Genomic DNA, 16,927 nt, shown 5'->3' with positions numbered 1-16,927 from the left:
TATTATTTTCTTAGTAACACTTCCTCAACCATATGATCTGCGCCTTTGCGTAAAATCAGGTGAGCCCTTTCTCTGGTCGGAAGGATATTCTGCTCTAGGTTTAAACCATTGATTGATTGCCAAATACCTTCTGCTTTTTCCTTAGCGGCAAGATCTGATAATTTAGTGTAGTGCCCGAAATATGAACCAGGTTTAGCGAAGGCACCTTCACGAAACTTCATAAAACGATTTACATACCATTGTTGAATTTGAGCGCTTTCAGCATCGACATACAATGAGAAGTCGAGGAAGTCTGAAATGAAGACTCTATGAGGCTCATGTGGGTAATTCATACCGCTTTGTAAAACGTTGAGCCCTTCAATAATGAGCACATCGGGTAAGTCGACCTCTTTTACTTCCTTGGTAATGTTGTAGGTGAGATGAGAGTACACAGGTGCAGTCACATTACGCTTACATGCCTTTACGTCTGAAACAAAATTGACTAGCGCTTTGATATCATAGGACTCAGGGAACCCTTTCTTACTCATTAATCCTTTTTCTTCCAATATTTCATTTGGATATAAGAAGCCATCTGTCGTAACTAGCTCAACTTTAGGGTGGTTTTCCCAACGAGATAGCAAAGCTTTCAATAGACGAGCTGTTGTACTTTTCCCTACTGCTACACTGCCAGCAATGCCAATGATGAATGGTGGCGCAGTTTCTTTCTTATCCAGAAATTGATGAAGCACTGAGTTTCTATTTTGTCGAGCGGCCACATAGAGGTTTAACAGGCGCGATAACGGTAGATAAATCTCTACTGCTTCTTCCATTGTCAGCTTTTCATTGATGCCTTGAAGCTCTTTCAAATCGCTCTCAGAAAGTGTCATTGGAACTAAATTCCTTAGTTCAGACCACTGCGCGCGGTCAAATGACATAAATGGGCTCATACAAAACTCTATAGTGGATAACAAAACAAGTGCATGGAAAATACATCAAGCGATAGATAAATTAAATATCTTCCTTTACTAGATGTGGATTAAAGGCAGAAACCTTGAGCTAAATAACCGTATATAGGAATTTGATAAGAGAATTTTGCACTTTTTTGCAATTTACTATTGCAAGGTGGAAAATCATTCAATAAAATGCGCCCCACTTGTGCCGACTTAGCTCAGTAGGTAGAGCAACTGACTTGTAATCAGTAGGTCACCAGTTCGACTCCGGTAGTCGGCACCACTTTCTCCCTTCTATTTATAGAGAGCGAGAGAAAGATCAAAATTTGGAGGGGTTCCCGAGTGGCCAAAGGGAGCAGACTGTAAATCTGCCGGCACTGCCTTCGATGGTTCGAATCCGTCTCCCTCCACCATATTCTAAAGGTTAAATAGCTCAAAAGAGTTACGTGTTGCGTGCATCGTATAATGGCTATTACCTCAGCCTTCCAAGCTGATGATGCGGGTTCGATTCCCGCTGCACGCTCCAACTCATTTTTGTGTGCTGATATAGCTCAGTCGGTAGAGCGCACCCTTGGTAAGGGTGAGGCCCCCAGTTCGACTCTGGGTATTAGCACCAGTCTAAAGCTTCTTCTCCTTTAATAAAGAAAACCATTTTTTTTGGTTGCGTGGTCTTATTTTAAGCCACCTAATCCGTACCTAGAGGGACACCCCATGTCTAAAGAAAAATTTGAACGTACGAAACCGCACGTAAACGTTGGTACTATCGGCCACGTTGACCACGGTAAAACAACTCTAACTGCTGCTATCTGTACTACACTTGCAAAAGTGTACGGCGGTGTTGCTAAAGATTTCGCATCTATCGATAACGCTCCAGAAGAGCGCGAGCGCGGTATCACAATCGCAACTTCTCACGTTGAGTACGATACTCCTGAACGTCACTACGCACACGTAGACTGTCCTGGACACGCCGATTATGTTAAAAACATGATCACTGGTGCTGCTCAAATGGACGGCGGTATCCTAGTTGTTGCTGCTACAGATGGCCCTATGCCACAAACACGTGAGCACATCCTACTTGGTCGTCAAGTTGGTATCCCTTACATCATCGTATTCATGAACAAATGTGACATGGTTGATGACGAAGAGCTACTTGAGCTAGTAGAAATGGAAGTACGTGAACTTCTTTCTGAGTACGAGTACCCAGGAGACGACCTTCCAGTAATTCAAGGTTCTGCACTTGGCGCTCTAAACGGCGAAAAGCAGTGGGAAGACAAGATCGTTGAGCTTGCAGAAGCACTAGATTCTTACATTCCACTTCCAGAGCGTGCTGTTGATCTACCGTTCCTACTTCCTATTGAAGATGTATTCTCAATCCAAGGTCGTGGTACAGTAGTTACTGGTCGTATCGAGCGCGGTATCCTACGTGTAGGTGACGAAGTAGAAATCGTTGGTATCAAAGAAACTACTCTTACTACTTGTACTGGTGTTGAAATGTTCCGTAAACTGCTTGACGAAGGTCGTGCAGGTGAGAACGTTGGTGCACTTCTACGTGGTACTAAGCGTGATGACGTTGAACGTGGCCAAGTACTTTCTGCTAAAGGTTCAATCAACCCACACACTAAGTTTGAGTCTGAAGTATACGTACTTTCTAAAGACGAAGGCGGCCGTCACACTCCTTTCTTCAAGGGTTACCGTCCACAGTTCTACTTCCGTACAACTGACGTAACAGGCGATATCACTCTACCAGAAGGCGTAGAAATGGTAATGCCAGGTGACAACGTTCAAATGACTGTTGAGCTAATCGCTCCAATCGCAATGGACGAAGGTCTACGTTTCGCAATCCGCGAAGGTGGCCGTACAGTTGGTGCTGGTGTTGTAGCTAAAATCTTTGCATAAGATTTGACGAACCACTAGTAAAAAGGGCATCATTTGATGCCCTTTTTCTTCGCTGAAAAAAGAGTTGGATGTTTTGGCATCAATTTTAGCTCTTAGCAAAGAATTAAACGGTCTTTTTGACTAAAATGACTGTTAGATGTGTTGTTTTGCAACGCAAAGGAATGTGCCCTGCAACAGCGGGGTTATTGTCGTCTATATTTAAGACTTATCACAGGTTGGTTTTATGAAAGCAAACGCTGAAACTCCTGATAGCTCAGGTGCAGCAGATACAATGAAGTGGGTAGTCGCTTTTGTACTGTTGGCTGCTGCTGTTGTGGGTAATTACCTGTATGGTGAATTGTCTGTTGTAATTCGCGCTGCAGGTGTAGTTGTGCTGATTGCTGCCGCACTAGGCGTTGCAGCAACAACAGTTAAAGGTAAAGCTGCGATCGATTTTGCAAAAGAATCTCGTATGGAGATTCGTAAAGTTGTTTGGCCTACTCGCCAAGAAACTATGCAAACTACATTGATCGTTTTAGCTGTATGTATTGTTATGTCTCTAGTGCTTTGGGGAATTGACGGCATTATGGTCCGTTTAGTTTCTCTAGCGACTGGGGTGTAGAGGGTTCTGATTCATGAGTGAAGCTCCAAAAAAACGTTGGTATGTAGTTCAAGCCTTTTCTGGCTATGAAGGTCGTGTATCTCAATCGCTACGCGAACATATTAAAATGCACGACATGGAAGAGTTCTTTGGTGACGTTTTAGTACCTACTGAAGAAGTAGTGGAAATGCGTGCAGGTCAACGCCGTAAAAGCGAACGTAAGTTCTTCCCTGGCTACGTATTAGTGCAAATGATCATGAATGATGAATCATGGCACTTAGTGCGCAGTATCCCTCGTGTTATGGGCTTCATTGGTGGTACCTCTGATCGTCCTGCACCAATCACTGACAAAGAAGCTGATGCTATCTTGAACCGTCTAGAGAAAGCGAGCGAGTCTCCACGTCCTAAGACAATGTTCGAAGCGGGTGAAGTGGTTCGTGTGAACGATGGTCCGTTTGCTGATTTCAACGGTACAGTTGAAGAAGTAGATTACGAGAAAAGCCGCATTAAGGTATCTGTATCGATCTTTGGTCGTGCAACACCGGTTGAGCTTGAATTTGGTCAAGTTGAGAAGCTAGACTAAAACTCTAATTTTTGAACAAGCTGTGGATAAATGCTTCATAAGTTGTTCAAAATAAAAGAGTATAAAAAACCACCTTTTTAGGGTTGTTAAAGGCGCGAATTATGATTATAATTTCGCGCCTTTTTGCTTCTATCGAAGTAAGAAAGAGTTAATTGAAATTAAGGGGAGCTTGCCTTAGGGCTAGCGCATGTACCCAAAAATTAGGAAATATCATGGCTAAGAAAGTTGAAGCTTATATCAAACTGCAAGTTGCAGCTGGTATGGCAAACCCAAGTCCACCGGTTGGTCCTGCTCTAGGTCAACACGGCGTGAACATCATGGAATTCTGTAAAGCGTTCAACGCAAAAACAGAATCTGTTGAGAAAGGTCTACCTACTCCAGTAGTAATTACTGTTTACAACGACCGTTCTTTCACGTTCGTAACTAAGACTCCACCTGCTGCTGTTCTTCTTAAGAAAGCTGCTGGCGTTAAGTCTGGTTCAGGTCGTCCAAACACTGAGAAAGTTGGTACTGTAACTGACGCTCAAGTTCAGGAAATCGCAGAAACTAAAGCTGCTGATATGACTGGTGCTGACATCGAAGCAATGAAGCGTTCTATTGCTGGTACTGCTCGTTCAATGGGCCTAGTGGTAGAGGGATAAGATCATGGCAAAACTTACTAAGCGTATGCGCGTAATCCGCGACAAAGTTGAAGTAACTAAAGAATACGAAATCAACGAAGCTGTTGCTCTTCTTAAAGAACTAGCGACTGCTAAATTCGTTGAGTCTGTAGATGTTGCTGTTAACCTAGGCATCGATGCTCGTAAATCTGACCAAAACGTACGTGGCGCAACTGTGCTACCTCACGGTACTGGCCGTGAAATCCGCGTTGCTGTGTTCACTCAAGGTGCAAACGCAGAAGCAGCTAAAGCAGCTGGCGCAGATATCGTTGGTATGGAAGATCTTGCTGAGCAAGTGAAAAAAGGCGTAATGGACTTTGACGTTGTTGTTGCTTCTCCTGATGCAATGCGCGTTGTTGGTCAACTAGGTACAATCCTAGGTCCACGCGGTCTAATGCCAAACCCTAAAGTTGGTACTGTAACTCCTAACGTTGCTGAAGCGGTTAAGAACGCTAAAGCTGGTCAGGTTCGTTACCGTAACGACAAGAACGGTATCATCCACACTACTATCGGCAAAGCATCTTTCGAAGCTAACCAGCTTCAAGAGAACCTAGAAGCACTTCTAGTTGCTCTTAAGAAAGCTAAGCCTTCTTCAGCGAAAGGTACTTTCCTGAAGAAAGTAAGCATCTCTACTACGATGGGTGCTGGTGTTACTGTTGATCAGGCTAGTCTTGACACTCAAGCAAACTAATTTGCTTTGGCGCAGATTTAGTATATACTTCTGCGCCTAATATTTGTGGTTGGGTGGTTTTTGAAGCAATTCATAACTGTCTATCCCAAGACCGTAGGCGCTGAACCTTTTTAAGGTGAAGCTTAATAAAACCTACGTAGGCGATGTTGTCGTTTGAAATGAATTTATTCATTTTTGAATAACATCGTAAACGCTCAATGTATTTTATATTGAGTGCTGTAATCACAACCAGAGGTTAATCCAAATGGCTTTAAATCTTCAAGACAAAAAAGCAATTGTTGCTGAAGTCAACGAAGCAGCCAGTGGTGCACTTTCTGCAGTTGTAGCTGACTCTCGTGGCGTTACTGTTGGCGCGATGACTTCTCTACGTAAACAAGCTCGCGAAGCGGGTGTTTACATGAGAGTTGTTCGTAACACACTAGCACGCCGTGCAGTAGAAGGTACTGAGTATGAGTGTCTACAAGACACATTTACTGGTCCTAGCCTACTTGCGTTCTCTAACGAGCACCCTGGTGCTGCAGCGCGTCTTTTCAAAGACTTCGCTAAAGAGAACAAAACATTCGAGATCAAAGCTGCTGCATTTGAAGGCGCAGTTACTGATGCTGATGTACTAGCGACACTACCAACTTACGACGAAGCTATCGCACGCCTAATGATGTGCATGAAAGAAGCTTCTGCTGGCAAGCTGGTTCGTACTATCGCTGCTGTTCGCGACCAAAAAGAAGAAGCTGCGGCATAAGCCTTGCTTTTCACTGGTTGCTATTTAAACTTATTGTTGACTTAAAAGAGAATTGTTATGTCTATTACTAACGAGCAAATCCTAGACGCAGTTGCAGAAATGTCTGTAATGCAAGTTGTTGAGCTTATCGAAGCTATGGAAGAAAAATTCGGTGTTACTGCTGCTGCTGCAGTTGTAGCTGGTGGTGCTTCTGCTGAAGCTGCTGCTGAGCAAACTGAATTCGACGTTATCCTTACTGGCGCTGGCGCAAACAAAGTACAAGTTATCAAAGCTGTACGTGGCGCAACTGGCCTAGGTCTTAAAGAAGCTAAGGGTCTTGTAGACTCAGCTCCTGCAGCGCTTAAAGAAGGCGTTGACAAAGCTGAAGCTGAAGCTCTTAAAGCACAGCTAGAAGAAGTTGGCGCTTCTGTTGAAATCAAGTAATTATTACTTAATTTCCTAGCCGCAAGGCTATTGGCTGGTGGTTTATTAACCACCGGCCTTTTTGCGCTGTAGGGCTATGACGAATTTCCCGCTGTTTAACCGTCATAATCCGAGCAAAAAAACAGTCATTTTTTCGAAATGATTGTTCAACTACAGTAAACAGCTGTTTGTCACCGCCCCCTCTGAAGAGTGTTTTGGGTGGTTTGGGTCACTTATCAGCGAGCTGAGGAACCCCATGGTTTACTCTTATACCGAGAAAAAGCGCATCCGTAAGGATTTTGGTACTCGTCCACAAGTTTTGGACATTCCATACCTGTTATCGATCCAGCTTGATTCTTTCGATAAATTCATCGAACAGGATCCAGAAGGTCAATACGGTCTTGAAGCTGCTTTCCGTTCTGTATTTCCAATTCAGAGCTACAACGGCAATTCTGAGCTGCAATACGTTAGCTACCGTCTTGGTGAGCCAGTTTTTGACGTTAAAGAATGTCAAATCCGCGGTGTAACTTACTCAAAGCCACTACGCGTAAAACTACGTCTAGTTATCTTTGATCGAGACGCACCAGCAGGCACTGTAAAAGACATTAAAGAACAAGAAGTCTACATGGGCGAAATTCCGCTTATGACAGACAATGGTACTTTCGTAATTAATGGTACCGAGAGGGTTATCGTATCCCAGCTGCACCGAAGCCCAGGCGTGTTCTTCGACAGTGATAAGGGTAAGACCCACTCATCAGGTAAAGTTCTTTATAACGCACGTGTAATTCCTTACCGTGGCTCATGGTTAGACTTTGAGTTCGATCCTAAGGATAACTTATTCGTACGTATCGACCGTCGTCGTAAGCTACCAGCATCGATTATTCTTCGTGCACTTGGTAAATCGACTGAAGAGATCCTAGATCTGTTCTTCGACAAGGTGAACTTCGAAGTTAAAGACCAAACTCTACTTATGGAGTTGGTTCCTGATCGTCTACGTGGTGAAACTGCGTCATTCGACATCGAATCAAACGGTAAAACTTACGTTGAGACTGGTCGTCGTGTTACTGCTCGCCATATCCGTCAACTTGAAAAAGATGGCGTTGAGCACATCGAAGTACCAGTAGAGTACATCGTTGAAAAGATTGCTGCGAAAGATTACATCAACGAAGCAACTGGCGAGATCATCGTTGGCGCAAACCAAGAGATTAGCCTAGAAGCACTTGCTAACCTGTCTCAAGCAGGTCACAAGACTCTAGAAGTGCTGTTCACGAATGACCTAGACCATGGTCCATTCATGTCAGACACTCTACGTGCGGATAGCACAGTAGATCGCATCTCTGCATTGGTAGAAATCTACCGCATGATGCGCCCTGGCGAGCCACCAACGAAAGAAGCTGCAGAATCATTGTTCGAAAGCCTATTCTTCTCTGAAGATCGTTACGACCTATCAACTGTAGGCCGTATGAAATTCAACAGCTCTATCGAGCGTGAAGAAGAAGAAGAGCGCGGTACTCTGGATGAATCAGACATCATCGAAGTGATGAAGAAACTGATCGGCATCCGTAACGGTATTGGTGAGGTGGACGATATCGACCACCTTGGCAACCGTCGTATCCGTTCTGTAGGTGAAATGGCAGAAAACCAATTCCGTGTTGGTCTAGTTCGTGTAGAACGTGCCGTTAAAGAGCGCCTAAGCCTTGGTGACCTTGATGCAATCATGCCTCAAGATCTTATCAACGCTAAGCCGATCTCTGCTGCAGTTAAAGAATTCTTTGGCTCTTCACAGCTTTCACAGTTTATGGACCAAAACAACCCATTGTCAGAAGTTACGCACAAACGTCGTATCTCTGCTTTAGGTCCTGGTGGTCTTACTCGTGAGCGCGCAGGCTTCGAAGTACGTGACGTTCACGTAACTCACTACGGTCGTCTATGTCCGATCGAAACGCCTGAAGGTCCAAACATCGGTCTAATTAACTCGCTATCTGCGTTTGCACGTTGTAACGATTACGGTTTCCTAGAAACTCCGTACCGTCGTGTAGTAGATGGTGTAGTAACAGAAGAAGTTGATTACCTGTCTGCAATCCAGGAAGGTCAATTCGTAATCGCGCAAGCAAACACTATTCTTACAGAAGAAGGTACGTTTGCAGATGAGCTAATCACAGCTCGTCAAAAAGGTGAATCTGGTCTTCACCCACGCGAGCACGTTGACTACATGGACGTTGCGACAAACCAAGTAGTATCTATCGCTGCTTCGCTTATCCCGTTCCTAGAACACGATGATGCGAACCGTGCATTGATGGGTGCCAACATGCAACGTCAAGCGGTACCAACACTTAGAGCTGATAAGCCTCTAGTAGGTACTGGTATTGAACGTAACATCGCAGTTGACTCTGGTGTTACAGCGGTTGCTAAACGTGGTGGTCAAGTTCAGTCTGTAGACGCTTCTCGTATCGTAGTTAAGGTTAACGAAGATGAATTGGTACCTGGCGAAGCTGGTATCGATATCTACAACCTAACTAAGTACACGCGTTCGAACCAAAACACATGTATTAACCAACGTCCAACTGTACTTCCTGGTGAACCAGTTGCACGCGGTGATGTTCTTGCTGATGGTCCTTCAACTGACCTTGGTGAACTTGCTCTTGGCCAAAACATGCGTATCGCATTCATGCCTTGGAACGGTTACAACTTCGAAGACTCGATCTTAGTATCTGAGCGCGTAGTTCAAGAAGACCGTTTCACGACAATCCACATTCAAGAACTATCTTGTGTGGCTCGTGATACTAAGCTGGGTTCTGAAGAGATCACAGCTGATATTCCAAACGTAGGTGAGTCTGCTCTGTCTAAACTAGACGAGTCAGGTATCGTTTACATTGGTGCTGAAGTTAAGGGTGGCGACATCCTAGTTGGTAAAGTAACCCCTAAAGGTGAAACTCAACTGACTCCTGAAGAGAAGCTACTACGTGCTATCTTCGGTGAGAAAGCATCTGATGTTAAAGATACTTCTCTACGTGTACCAAACTCTGTTTCGGGTACTATCATCGATGTACAAGTCTTCACTCGCGATGGCGTAGAGAAAGACAAACGTGCACTTGAAATCGAACAGATGCAGCTTAAAGAAGCTAAGAAAGATCTAACTGAAGAGTTCCAAATTCTTGAGGGTGGCCTTCTTAACCGTGTTAAAGCTGTACTTCTGTCTGGTGGTTACTCTGAAGCTAAGCTTGATACTATCGGTCGTAAGCAATGGCTAGAGCAAGTTCTAGAAGACGATGCGCTACAAACACAGCTTGAGCAACTTGCTGAGCAGTGGGATGAGCTAAAAGCAGACTTCGATAAGAAGTTTGAAACTAAGCGTCGTAAAATCACTCAAGGTGATGATCTAGCGCCTGGCGTTCTTAAGATTGTTAAAGTTTACCTAGCGGTTAAACGTCGTATCCAGCCTGGTGATAAGATGGCCGGTCGTCACGGTAACAAAGGTGTAATCTCTAAGATTAACCCTGTTGAAGACATGCCATACGATGAGAAAGGTCAGCCTGTAGACATCGTACTTAACCCGCTGGGTGTACCATCGCGTATGAACATCGGTCAGATCCTAGAAGTTCACTTAGGTTTGGCTGCGAAAGGTATCGGTGACAAGATCAACCAAATGGTTAAGGAACAACAAGAACTGCATAAGTTCCGTGAGTTCCTACAGAAGGTTTATGATCTTGGTGATACTCGTCAGAAAGTTGATATTGCTGAACTGTCTGATGATCAAGTTCGTACACTGATTAAGAACCTACGTGGCGGTCTACCGATTGCTACTCCTGTGTTCGACGGTGCTTCTGAGTCTCTAATCAAAGAACTACTTAAACTGGGTGATCTGCCAGAATCTGGTCAGCTTAAACTGTTTGATGGTCGTACTGGTGATTCGTTTGAGCGTCCTGTAACTGTTGGTTACATGTACATGCTGAAACTGAACCACTTGGTTGATGACAAGATGCATGCTCGTTCAACTGGTTCTTACAGCCTAGTAACTCAGCAACCACTTGGTGGTAAAGCTCAGTTCGGTGGTCAGCGTTTCGGTGAGATGGAAGTATGGGCACTAGAAGCATACGGTGCTGCATATACTCTACAAGAAATGCTAACAGTTAAGTCGGATGACGTTAACGGCCGTACTAAGATGTATAAGAACATCGTAGATGGCAACCATAGCATGGAACCTGGCATGCCAGAGTCGTTCAACGTACTGTTGAAAGAGATTCGCTCGCTAGGTATCAACATCGAGCTAGAAGACGAAGAGTAATCCCTCTTTTTTATAAAGAAGATTGGATTACTTGGTAAAGGGGGCTCACTTTAGTCGGTGAGCTCCTTTAACTCCTTACAGGAGCTGAACGTGAAAGACTTATTAAACTTTCTAAAAGCACAGCATAAGACCGAAGAATTTGATGCAATCAAAATCGGTCTATCTTCACCAGACACGATCCGTTCGTGGTCTTTTGGTGAAGTTAAAAAGCCAGAAACAATTAACTATCGTACGTTCAAACCTGAACGTGATGGTCTGTTCTGTGCACGTATTTTTGGTCCAGTTAAAGACTACGAATGTCTTTGTGGCAAATACAAGCGCCTGAAGCACCGTGGTGTTATCTGTGAGAAGTGTGGCGTTGAAGTTACACAAACTAAAGTTCGTCGTGACCGTATGGGCCACATCGAGCTTGCTTCACCAGTTGCTCACATCTGGTTCCTAAAATCACTGCCGTCTCGTATCGGTCTACTAATGGATATCCCTCTGCGTGATATCGAACGTGTTCTTTACTTCGAAATGTACGTAGTAACTGAACCGGGTATGACTGATCTAGAAAAATCTCAGATGCTTACTGAAGAAGAGTATCTGGATCGTCTAGAAGAGTGGGGTGACGAATTCACTGCTAAGATGGGTGCTGAAGCGATCAAAGATCTGCTTTCAACAATGGACCTTCATCAAGAAGTGGAAGAAATGCGCGAAGAGTTGGAAACAACTAACTCTGAAACTAAGCGTAAGAAAGTTACTAAGCGTTTGAAGCTAGTTGAAGCGTTCATCTCTTCAGGCAACAAGCCTGAGTGGATGATCCTAACTGTACTTCCAGTGCTACCGCCAGATCTTCGTCCTCTAGTACCTCTAGATGGCGGTCGTTTTGCGACTTCAGATCTGAACGACCTTTACCGTCGTGTGATCAACCGTAACAACCGTTTGAAGCGTCTTCTAGAGCTAGCGGCTCCAGACATCATCGTACGTAACGAAAAGCGTATGTTGCAAGAGTCTGTTGATGCCCTTCTAGATAACGGTCGTCGCGGTCGTGCGATCACGGGTTCTAACAAGCGTCCTCTGAAATCTCTTGCTGATATGATCAAGGGTAAACAAGGTCGTTTCCGTCAGAACCTTCTAGGTAAACGTGTAGACTACTCTGGCCGTTCTGTAATCACAGTAGGTCCATACCTTCGTCTACATCAGTGTGGTCTTCCTAAGAAGATGGCACTTGAGCTATTTAAGCCGTTCATCTACAGCAAGCTAGAGACTCGTGGCATGGCTACGACAATCAAAGCTGCTAAGAAAATGGTAGAGCGCGAAGAAGCGATCGTTTGGGATATCCTAGACGAAGTTATCCGTGAACACCCAGTACTGCTTAACCGTGCTCCTACACTTCACCGTCTAGGTATCCAAGCGTTTGAACCAGTACTAATCGAAGGTAAAGCGATTCAGCTTCACCCACTAGTGTGTGCGGCATACAACGCCGACTTCGATGGTGACCAAATGGCTGTACACGTGCCTCTAACTCTAGAAGCACAGCTTGAAGCTCGTACCCTAATGATGTCGACGAATAACATTCTGTCGCCAGCATCAGGTGATCCGATCATCGTACCTTCTCAGGACGTTGTATTGGGTCTTTACTACATGACACGTGACAAGATCAACGTGAAAGGTGAAGGTATGTACCTTGCTGGCCCTGCTGAGGCTGAAAAGGCATACCGTACTAAGACTGCTGAGCTACATGCTCGCGTTAAAGTACGTATCACTGAAACAGTAGTAGACGAAGACGGCAATAGCACAACGAATACTGGCCTAGTAGATACGACTGTAGGTCGTGCAATGCTATGGCAGATCGTTCCTAAAGGCCTTCCGTACAGCATCGTTAACCAAAAGTTAGGTAAGAAGCAGATCTCTACTCTTCTTAACGAGTGTTACCGTAAGCTTGGTCTAAAAGATACAGTAGTATTTGCTGACCAAATCATGTACGCAGGTTTCGCATACGCGGCTCTTTCTGGTGTTTCTGTAGGTATCAACGATATGGTTGTTCCTCAAGCGAAATACGACGAGATTGAATCTGCTGAAGAAGAAGTTCGTGAAATCCAAGAGCAATTCCAATCTGGTCTTGTTACTGCGGGTGAGCGTTACAACAAAGTTATCGATATCTGGGCATCTACGAATGACCGCGTTGCGAAAGCAATGATGGATAACCTATCTTCTGAAACAGTTATTAACCGTGACGGCGAAGAAGAACAGCAAGAATCGTTCAACAGCATCTACATGATGGCCGACTCGGGCGCACGTGGTTCTGCAGCTCAGATTCGTCAGCTAGCAGGTATGCGTGGTCTGATGGCGCGTCCAGATGGTTCAATCATCGAAACGCCGATCACTGCGAACTTTAAAGAAGGTCTAAACGTCCTTCAGTACTTTATCTCAACGCACGGTGCTCGTAAGGGTCTTGCGGATACAGCACTGAAAACAGCAAACTCGGGTTACCTAACTCGTCGTCTAGTAGACGTTGCTCAAGACGTTGTAGTACACGAACATGACTGTGGCACGCATGAAGGTATCGACATGATGCCTCACATCGAAGGTGGTGACGTTAAAGTTGCACTTTCTGAGCTTGCTCTTGGTCGTGTTGTTGCTGAAGATGTTCTTAAGCCTGGTACTGAAGATGTACTGATTCCACGTAATACTCTGATTGATGAGAAGTGGTGTCAAATCATGGAAGACAACTCAGTAGATAGCATGAAAGTGCGCTCTGTTGTTACCTGTGATGCAGACTTCGGTTGTTGTGCACAGTGTTACGGTCGTGACCTAGCACGTGGTCACCTAGTGAACCAAGGTGAAGCAGTTGGTGTTATCGCTGCACAATCTATCGGTGAACCAGGTACACAGCTAACGATGCGTACGTTCCACATCGGTGGTGCGGCATCTACTGCAGCAGCAGAGAACAGCATCCAAGCTAAGACAACTGGTACTGTGAAGCTTCACAATGCTAAGTTCGTAACTAACAAAGATAAGAAACTGGTTATCACTTCTCGTGCATCTGAGATGACGATTATTGATGAGTTCGGCCGTACTAAAGAGAAGCACAAACTTCCTTACGGTTCGATGCTAACCAAAGGCGACAACGCAGCAGTTACTGCTGGTGAAGTTGTAGCTAACTGGGAAGCGCATACCATGCCAATCATCACTGAAGTGGCAGGTCGTATCCAATTCGTAGATATGATCGATGGTATTACAGTTTCTCGTAACACTGACGATCTAACGGGTCTTTCTTCAAGTGAAGTTACAGACGCAGCAGCTCGCCCAGCAGCAGGTAAAGATATGCGTCCAGCTATCAAACTTGTTGATGAGCAAGGTAACGACGTAATGATCCCTGGTACTGATATGCCAGCTCACTACTTCCTACCTGGCAAAGCGATTGTAAACATCGAAGATGGCGCTGAAGTTGGCATTGGTGACACACTATCTCGTATCCCTCAAAAATCGAGCGGAAACAAAGATATCACCGGTGGTCTACCACGCGTAGCTGACCTATTCGAAGCTCGTAAGCCTAAAGAGCCTGCGATCCTTGCTGAGCACACAGGTACTGTGTCTTTCGGTAAAGAAACGAAAGGTAAGCGTCGTCTAGTAATCACTCGTGAAGGCGGTGACGCTTACGAAGAGATGATTCCTAAGCATCGTCAATTGAACGTGTTCGAAGGTGAGAAGATTGAACGTGGTGATGTAATCGCCGACGGTCCTGAAACTCCACACGATATCCTGCGTCTACGTGGTATCCACGCAGTAACTCAGTACATCGCGAACGAAGTTCAAGAAGTTTACCGCTTACAAGGCGTAAAGATTAACGATAAGCACATTGAGACTATCGTTCGTCAAATGCTACGTAAGTGTACAATCACTCATTCTGGTGACTCTCCGTTCCTACCTGGCGAACAAGTTGAGTACCACAATGTTAAGATTGCTAACCGTAAACTAGAAGCTGAAGGTAAAGAACTAGTACGTTTCGAACGTGATCTACTAGGTATTACTAAAGCATCTCTTGCAACTGAGTCATTCATCTCAGCTGCATCGTTCCAAGAAACGACTCGCGTACTAACAGAAGCTGCGGTTTCTGGTAAGCGTGATGACCTTCGCGGTCTGAAAGAGAACGTAATTGTTGGTCGTCTGATCCCAGCTGGTACTGGTTTCGCATACCACCAAGAGCGTCAAAAGCAACGTGAAGAAGAGCAAGAAGGTCCTTCAGCTGAACAAGCTACTGACAATCTAGCAGCACTTCTAAACGCTGGTTTCTCTTCAGAAGAGTAAGCTCTACGAGTAGTCTCTAAGAGATAAGAAAAGGCACCTTCGGGTGCCTTTTTTGTATCTGGCGTATAGGTGTTTAATGAGAGGTTTATAGATTAGAAGTTGATAGGTATGCTTGTTTACAGATTGCTTGGCTGGTGGACTTAGTCGATAGTACTTTCTCGAAGGCAGCTTGCGCGTTAATAGGGAGGCAGAGGGAGGCGCTGAGGATGAAACCAGTGAGAAGTGTTACGTCGGGTTATCGCAAAACATCAGGGTAGGGACGAACCAATAGGCTCTGGTAGAAGAATTGGGTGTGTTAGGTAACGCTACAGACAAAACAAAAAGCTTGCACAGAGGCAAGCTTAGAAGATGTTAAGCCATTAAGCTCCTGGTGGAACCGCTAGGCTGTCGGCAATTTGTTGGATCAGCTGGTCTTCAACCGCAAACCTAGCCTCAAGAATCTCACCTACGAGTGACAGTTCACTATCAAAGCTTTCTAATGTATCACTAGCTTCAATGGCGGCATACTTGTCGGTGAAGTTGAGCAGAGGGTCCGTGGTAAGGACGATATGACCATAAGACTGGTTGATTTCGTCTGTTGCTTTGAAGCCAGTAGACTGCCATTTGTCCATCACCATGTCATAGATTTTGAAATGACCTTCGGAGATGTAATCAACAAGATGTTGGCTGAATTTTTGGAGTTCTTCTGGAGAAGGCAGTTCGGTGATTGCAGTTGCTTTCGACGATGAAGGCTGTAGAGCGGCAAGCTTACAATACTCAACGATTAGAGACTGTCGAGTTTCGAGCCAATGATCGATGACCTCATTAGAGCCACCCCATTGTTCTTGTATTTGTTTGAATTTATTTAGCATGACCATGTCCTCATGATCTGATCACAACCTTGTGATCAAGTAATTGCCTAAGTAAGGTCCATTTATTGGTATCTACTAAAAGTAATAGTTTGAATTATTCTCTGCTACAACTCTAGTATGAAATTAGATTGCCAGTAAAATGAACGAACTGCAAGCAATGAGGCATAGGGATGTTAAAAAAAAGTGATAACAAAATGACAGAGCAAGCTTATTGGTGCGTCGTTTCAGGTAGTGATATTTGGGTTAATAATGATCAGTTTCCTTATGGCTCAGCTGAAGAGCTAGGGCTGAGCGTCGAGCATGCAATCTGTATTGGTCAGCATCAAGGTCGTAAGGTGTATTGGCTCAACGACTGTGATGTTGAGAGTGAGCTGACCATGATGAACCTACGTGAGTTATTGCACTGGCCTGAATCGAGTTTTCTGACAGCAAGCAAAGCCATCCAGTATGGGCACATGACGCAAAGTATGCGTTTTTGTCCTCAGTGTGGCGGTCGTAATCACCTCAACCATAATCAGGTGGCGATGCAATGCGGAGACTGTCGAACACTTCATTATCCTCGCATCTTCCCGTGCATCATTGTCGCTGTACGAAACGACAACAAGATATTGCTTGCACAGCATCCAAGACATAAAACAGGTATGTATACCGTGATAGCGGGCTTCCTAGAGGTTGGAGAGACCTTAGAGCAGTGCGTGGCAAGAGAAGTCAAAGAAGAGACAGGCATCGATGTCAGTAATATTCGTTACTTTGGCAGCCAGCCATGGGCGTTTCCGTCGAGTATGATGGTGGCCTTTCTGGCTGACTATGCTGGTGGAACGCTTAAACCAGATTACAGTGAACTGTCGGATGCCCAATGGTTTGATGTAACAAGCCTGCCTGATGTTGCTCCTGTTGGAACGATTGCGAGACAATTGATTGATAAAACTGTGGGTGACGTGATGAATGATGGTGTGACGGAGCAGACGATAGAGTACTAATTTACCTATGATAGTATTTGGCCTATAGGTGGTCAAAAG

General features: G+C 44.8%; 12 protein-coding genes and 4 tRNA genes. 14 read left to right on the top strand and 2 right to left on the bottom strand.

The genetic code is table 11. The annotated features are described in order from the left end of the window. Positions 1–2: 2 nt before the first annotated feature. On the bottom strand, positions 3–926 hold the full coding sequence (gene coaA / locus OCU90_RS16525) for a type I pantothenate kinase (RefSeq protein ID WP_017078366.1): 924 nt from the start codon (positions 924–926) through the stop codon (positions 3–5). Positions 927–1,136: 210 nt separating this feature from the next. Between coaA and OCU90_RS16520 the strand changes: the two genes are divergently transcribed. The 13 genes from OCU90_RS16520 to rpoC all read left to right on the top strand — a co-directional run bounded on the left by OCU90_RS16520 (position 1,137) and on the right by rpoC (position 15,057). Beyond that, positions 1,137–1,212: transfer RNA gene (locus tag OCU90_RS16520), tRNA-Thr, on the top strand. 45 nt (positions 1,213–1,257) lie between these two features. Continuing rightward, positions 1,258–1,342: transfer RNA gene (locus tag OCU90_RS16515), tRNA-Tyr, on the top strand. A gap of 38 nt (positions 1,343–1,380) precedes the next feature. Next, positions 1,381–1,455: transfer RNA gene (locus OCU90_RS16510), tRNA-Gly, on the top strand. A 14-nt stretch (positions 1,456–1,469) separates the two neighbouring features. Further along, positions 1,470–1,545 (top strand) — tRNA-Thr (locus tag OCU90_RS16505). A gap of 95 nt (positions 1,546–1,640) precedes the next feature. Then, positions 1,641–2,825: an elongation factor Tu gene (tuf, locus tag OCU90_RS16500; protein WP_012604914.1), complete on the top strand. Its 1,185-nt coding sequence runs from the start codon at positions 1,641–1,643 to the stop codon at positions 2,823–2,825. 223 nt (positions 2,826–3,048) lie between these two features. Continuing rightward, positions 3,049–3,426, top strand: a complete 378-nt coding sequence (gene secE / locus OCU90_RS16495; protein WP_017073785.1) for a preprotein translocase subunit SecE — start codon at positions 3,049–3,051, stop codon at positions 3,424–3,426. Positions 3,427–3,439: 13 nt separating this feature from the next. Beyond that, the gene (gene nusG, locus OCU90_RS16490) at positions 3,440–3,988 is read left to right on the top strand and encodes a transcription termination/antitermination protein NusG (protein WP_012605006.1); all 549 of its coding nucleotides are present in this window, start codon (positions 3,440–3,442) and stop codon (positions 3,986–3,988) included. Positions 3,989–4,200: 212 nt separating this feature from the next. Beyond that, positions 4,201–4,629 carry a 50S ribosomal protein L11 gene (rplK, locus tag OCU90_RS16485; RefSeq protein WP_010435555.1) on the top strand — a complete coding sequence of 143 codons (429 nt, stop codon included), beginning with the start codon at positions 4,201–4,203 and terminating at the stop codon, positions 4,627–4,629. Between the two features lie 4 nt (positions 4,630–4,633). Continuing rightward, entirely contained in the window at positions 4,634–5,338 is a 705-nt protein-coding gene (rplA, locus tag OCU90_RS16480; protein WP_017077557.1) for a 50S ribosomal protein L1, read from the top strand. A 244-nt stretch (positions 5,339–5,582) separates the two neighbouring features. Continuing rightward, the gene (gene rplJ, locus OCU90_RS16475; RefSeq protein ID WP_017077558.1) at positions 5,583–6,077 is read left to right on the top strand and encodes a 50S ribosomal protein L10; all 495 of its coding nucleotides are present in this window, start codon (positions 5,583–5,585) and stop codon (positions 6,075–6,077) included. A 57-nt stretch (positions 6,078–6,134) separates the two neighbouring features. Further along, positions 6,135–6,500 (top strand): 50S ribosomal protein L7/L12, encoded by a 366-nt coding sequence (gene rplL / locus OCU90_RS16470; protein WP_004729770.1) that lies wholly within the window; start codon positions 6,135–6,137, stop codon positions 6,498–6,500. 235 nt (positions 6,501–6,735) lie between these two features. Next, complete coding sequence (rpoB, locus tag OCU90_RS16465; RefSeq protein WP_029222057.1) at positions 6,736–10,764, top strand: DNA-directed RNA polymerase subunit beta; 4,029 nt, start codon at positions 6,736–6,738, stop codon at positions 10,762–10,764. Positions 10,765–10,854: 90 nt separating this feature from the next. Next, the gene (gene rpoC, locus OCU90_RS16460) at positions 10,855–15,057 is read left to right on the top strand and encodes a DNA-directed RNA polymerase subunit beta' (RefSeq protein WP_004729767.1); all 4,203 of its coding nucleotides are present in this window, start codon (positions 10,855–10,857) and stop codon (positions 15,055–15,057) included. 359 nt (positions 15,058–15,416) lie between these two features. On the opposite strand, the gene OCU90_RS16455 is transcribed toward rpoC, so the two are convergent. Continuing rightward, the gene (locus tag OCU90_RS16455; RefSeq protein WP_017083833.1) at positions 15,417–15,914 is read right to left on the bottom strand and encodes an Rsd/AlgQ family anti-sigma factor; all 498 of its coding nucleotides are present in this window, start codon (positions 15,912–15,914) and stop codon (positions 15,417–15,419) included. A gap of 164 nt (positions 15,915–16,078) precedes the next feature. On the opposite strand from OCU90_RS16455, the gene nudC reads away from it, so the two are divergent. Then, positions 16,079–16,888, top strand: a complete 810-nt coding sequence (gene nudC, locus OCU90_RS16450) for an NAD(+) diphosphatase (RefSeq protein ID WP_061023624.1) — start codon at positions 16,079–16,081, stop codon at positions 16,886–16,888. The last annotated feature ends 39 nt before the right edge of the window (positions 16,889–16,927 follow it).

The sequence above is a fragment of the Vibrio splendidus genome, assembly GCF_024347615.1.
Lineage (GTDB): Bacteria > Pseudomonadota > Gammaproteobacteria > Enterobacterales > Vibrionaceae > Vibrio > Vibrio splendidus.
Note: the sequence above shows the minus strand (reverse complement) of the source record. Positions and strands in the feature narration are given on the sequence as shown.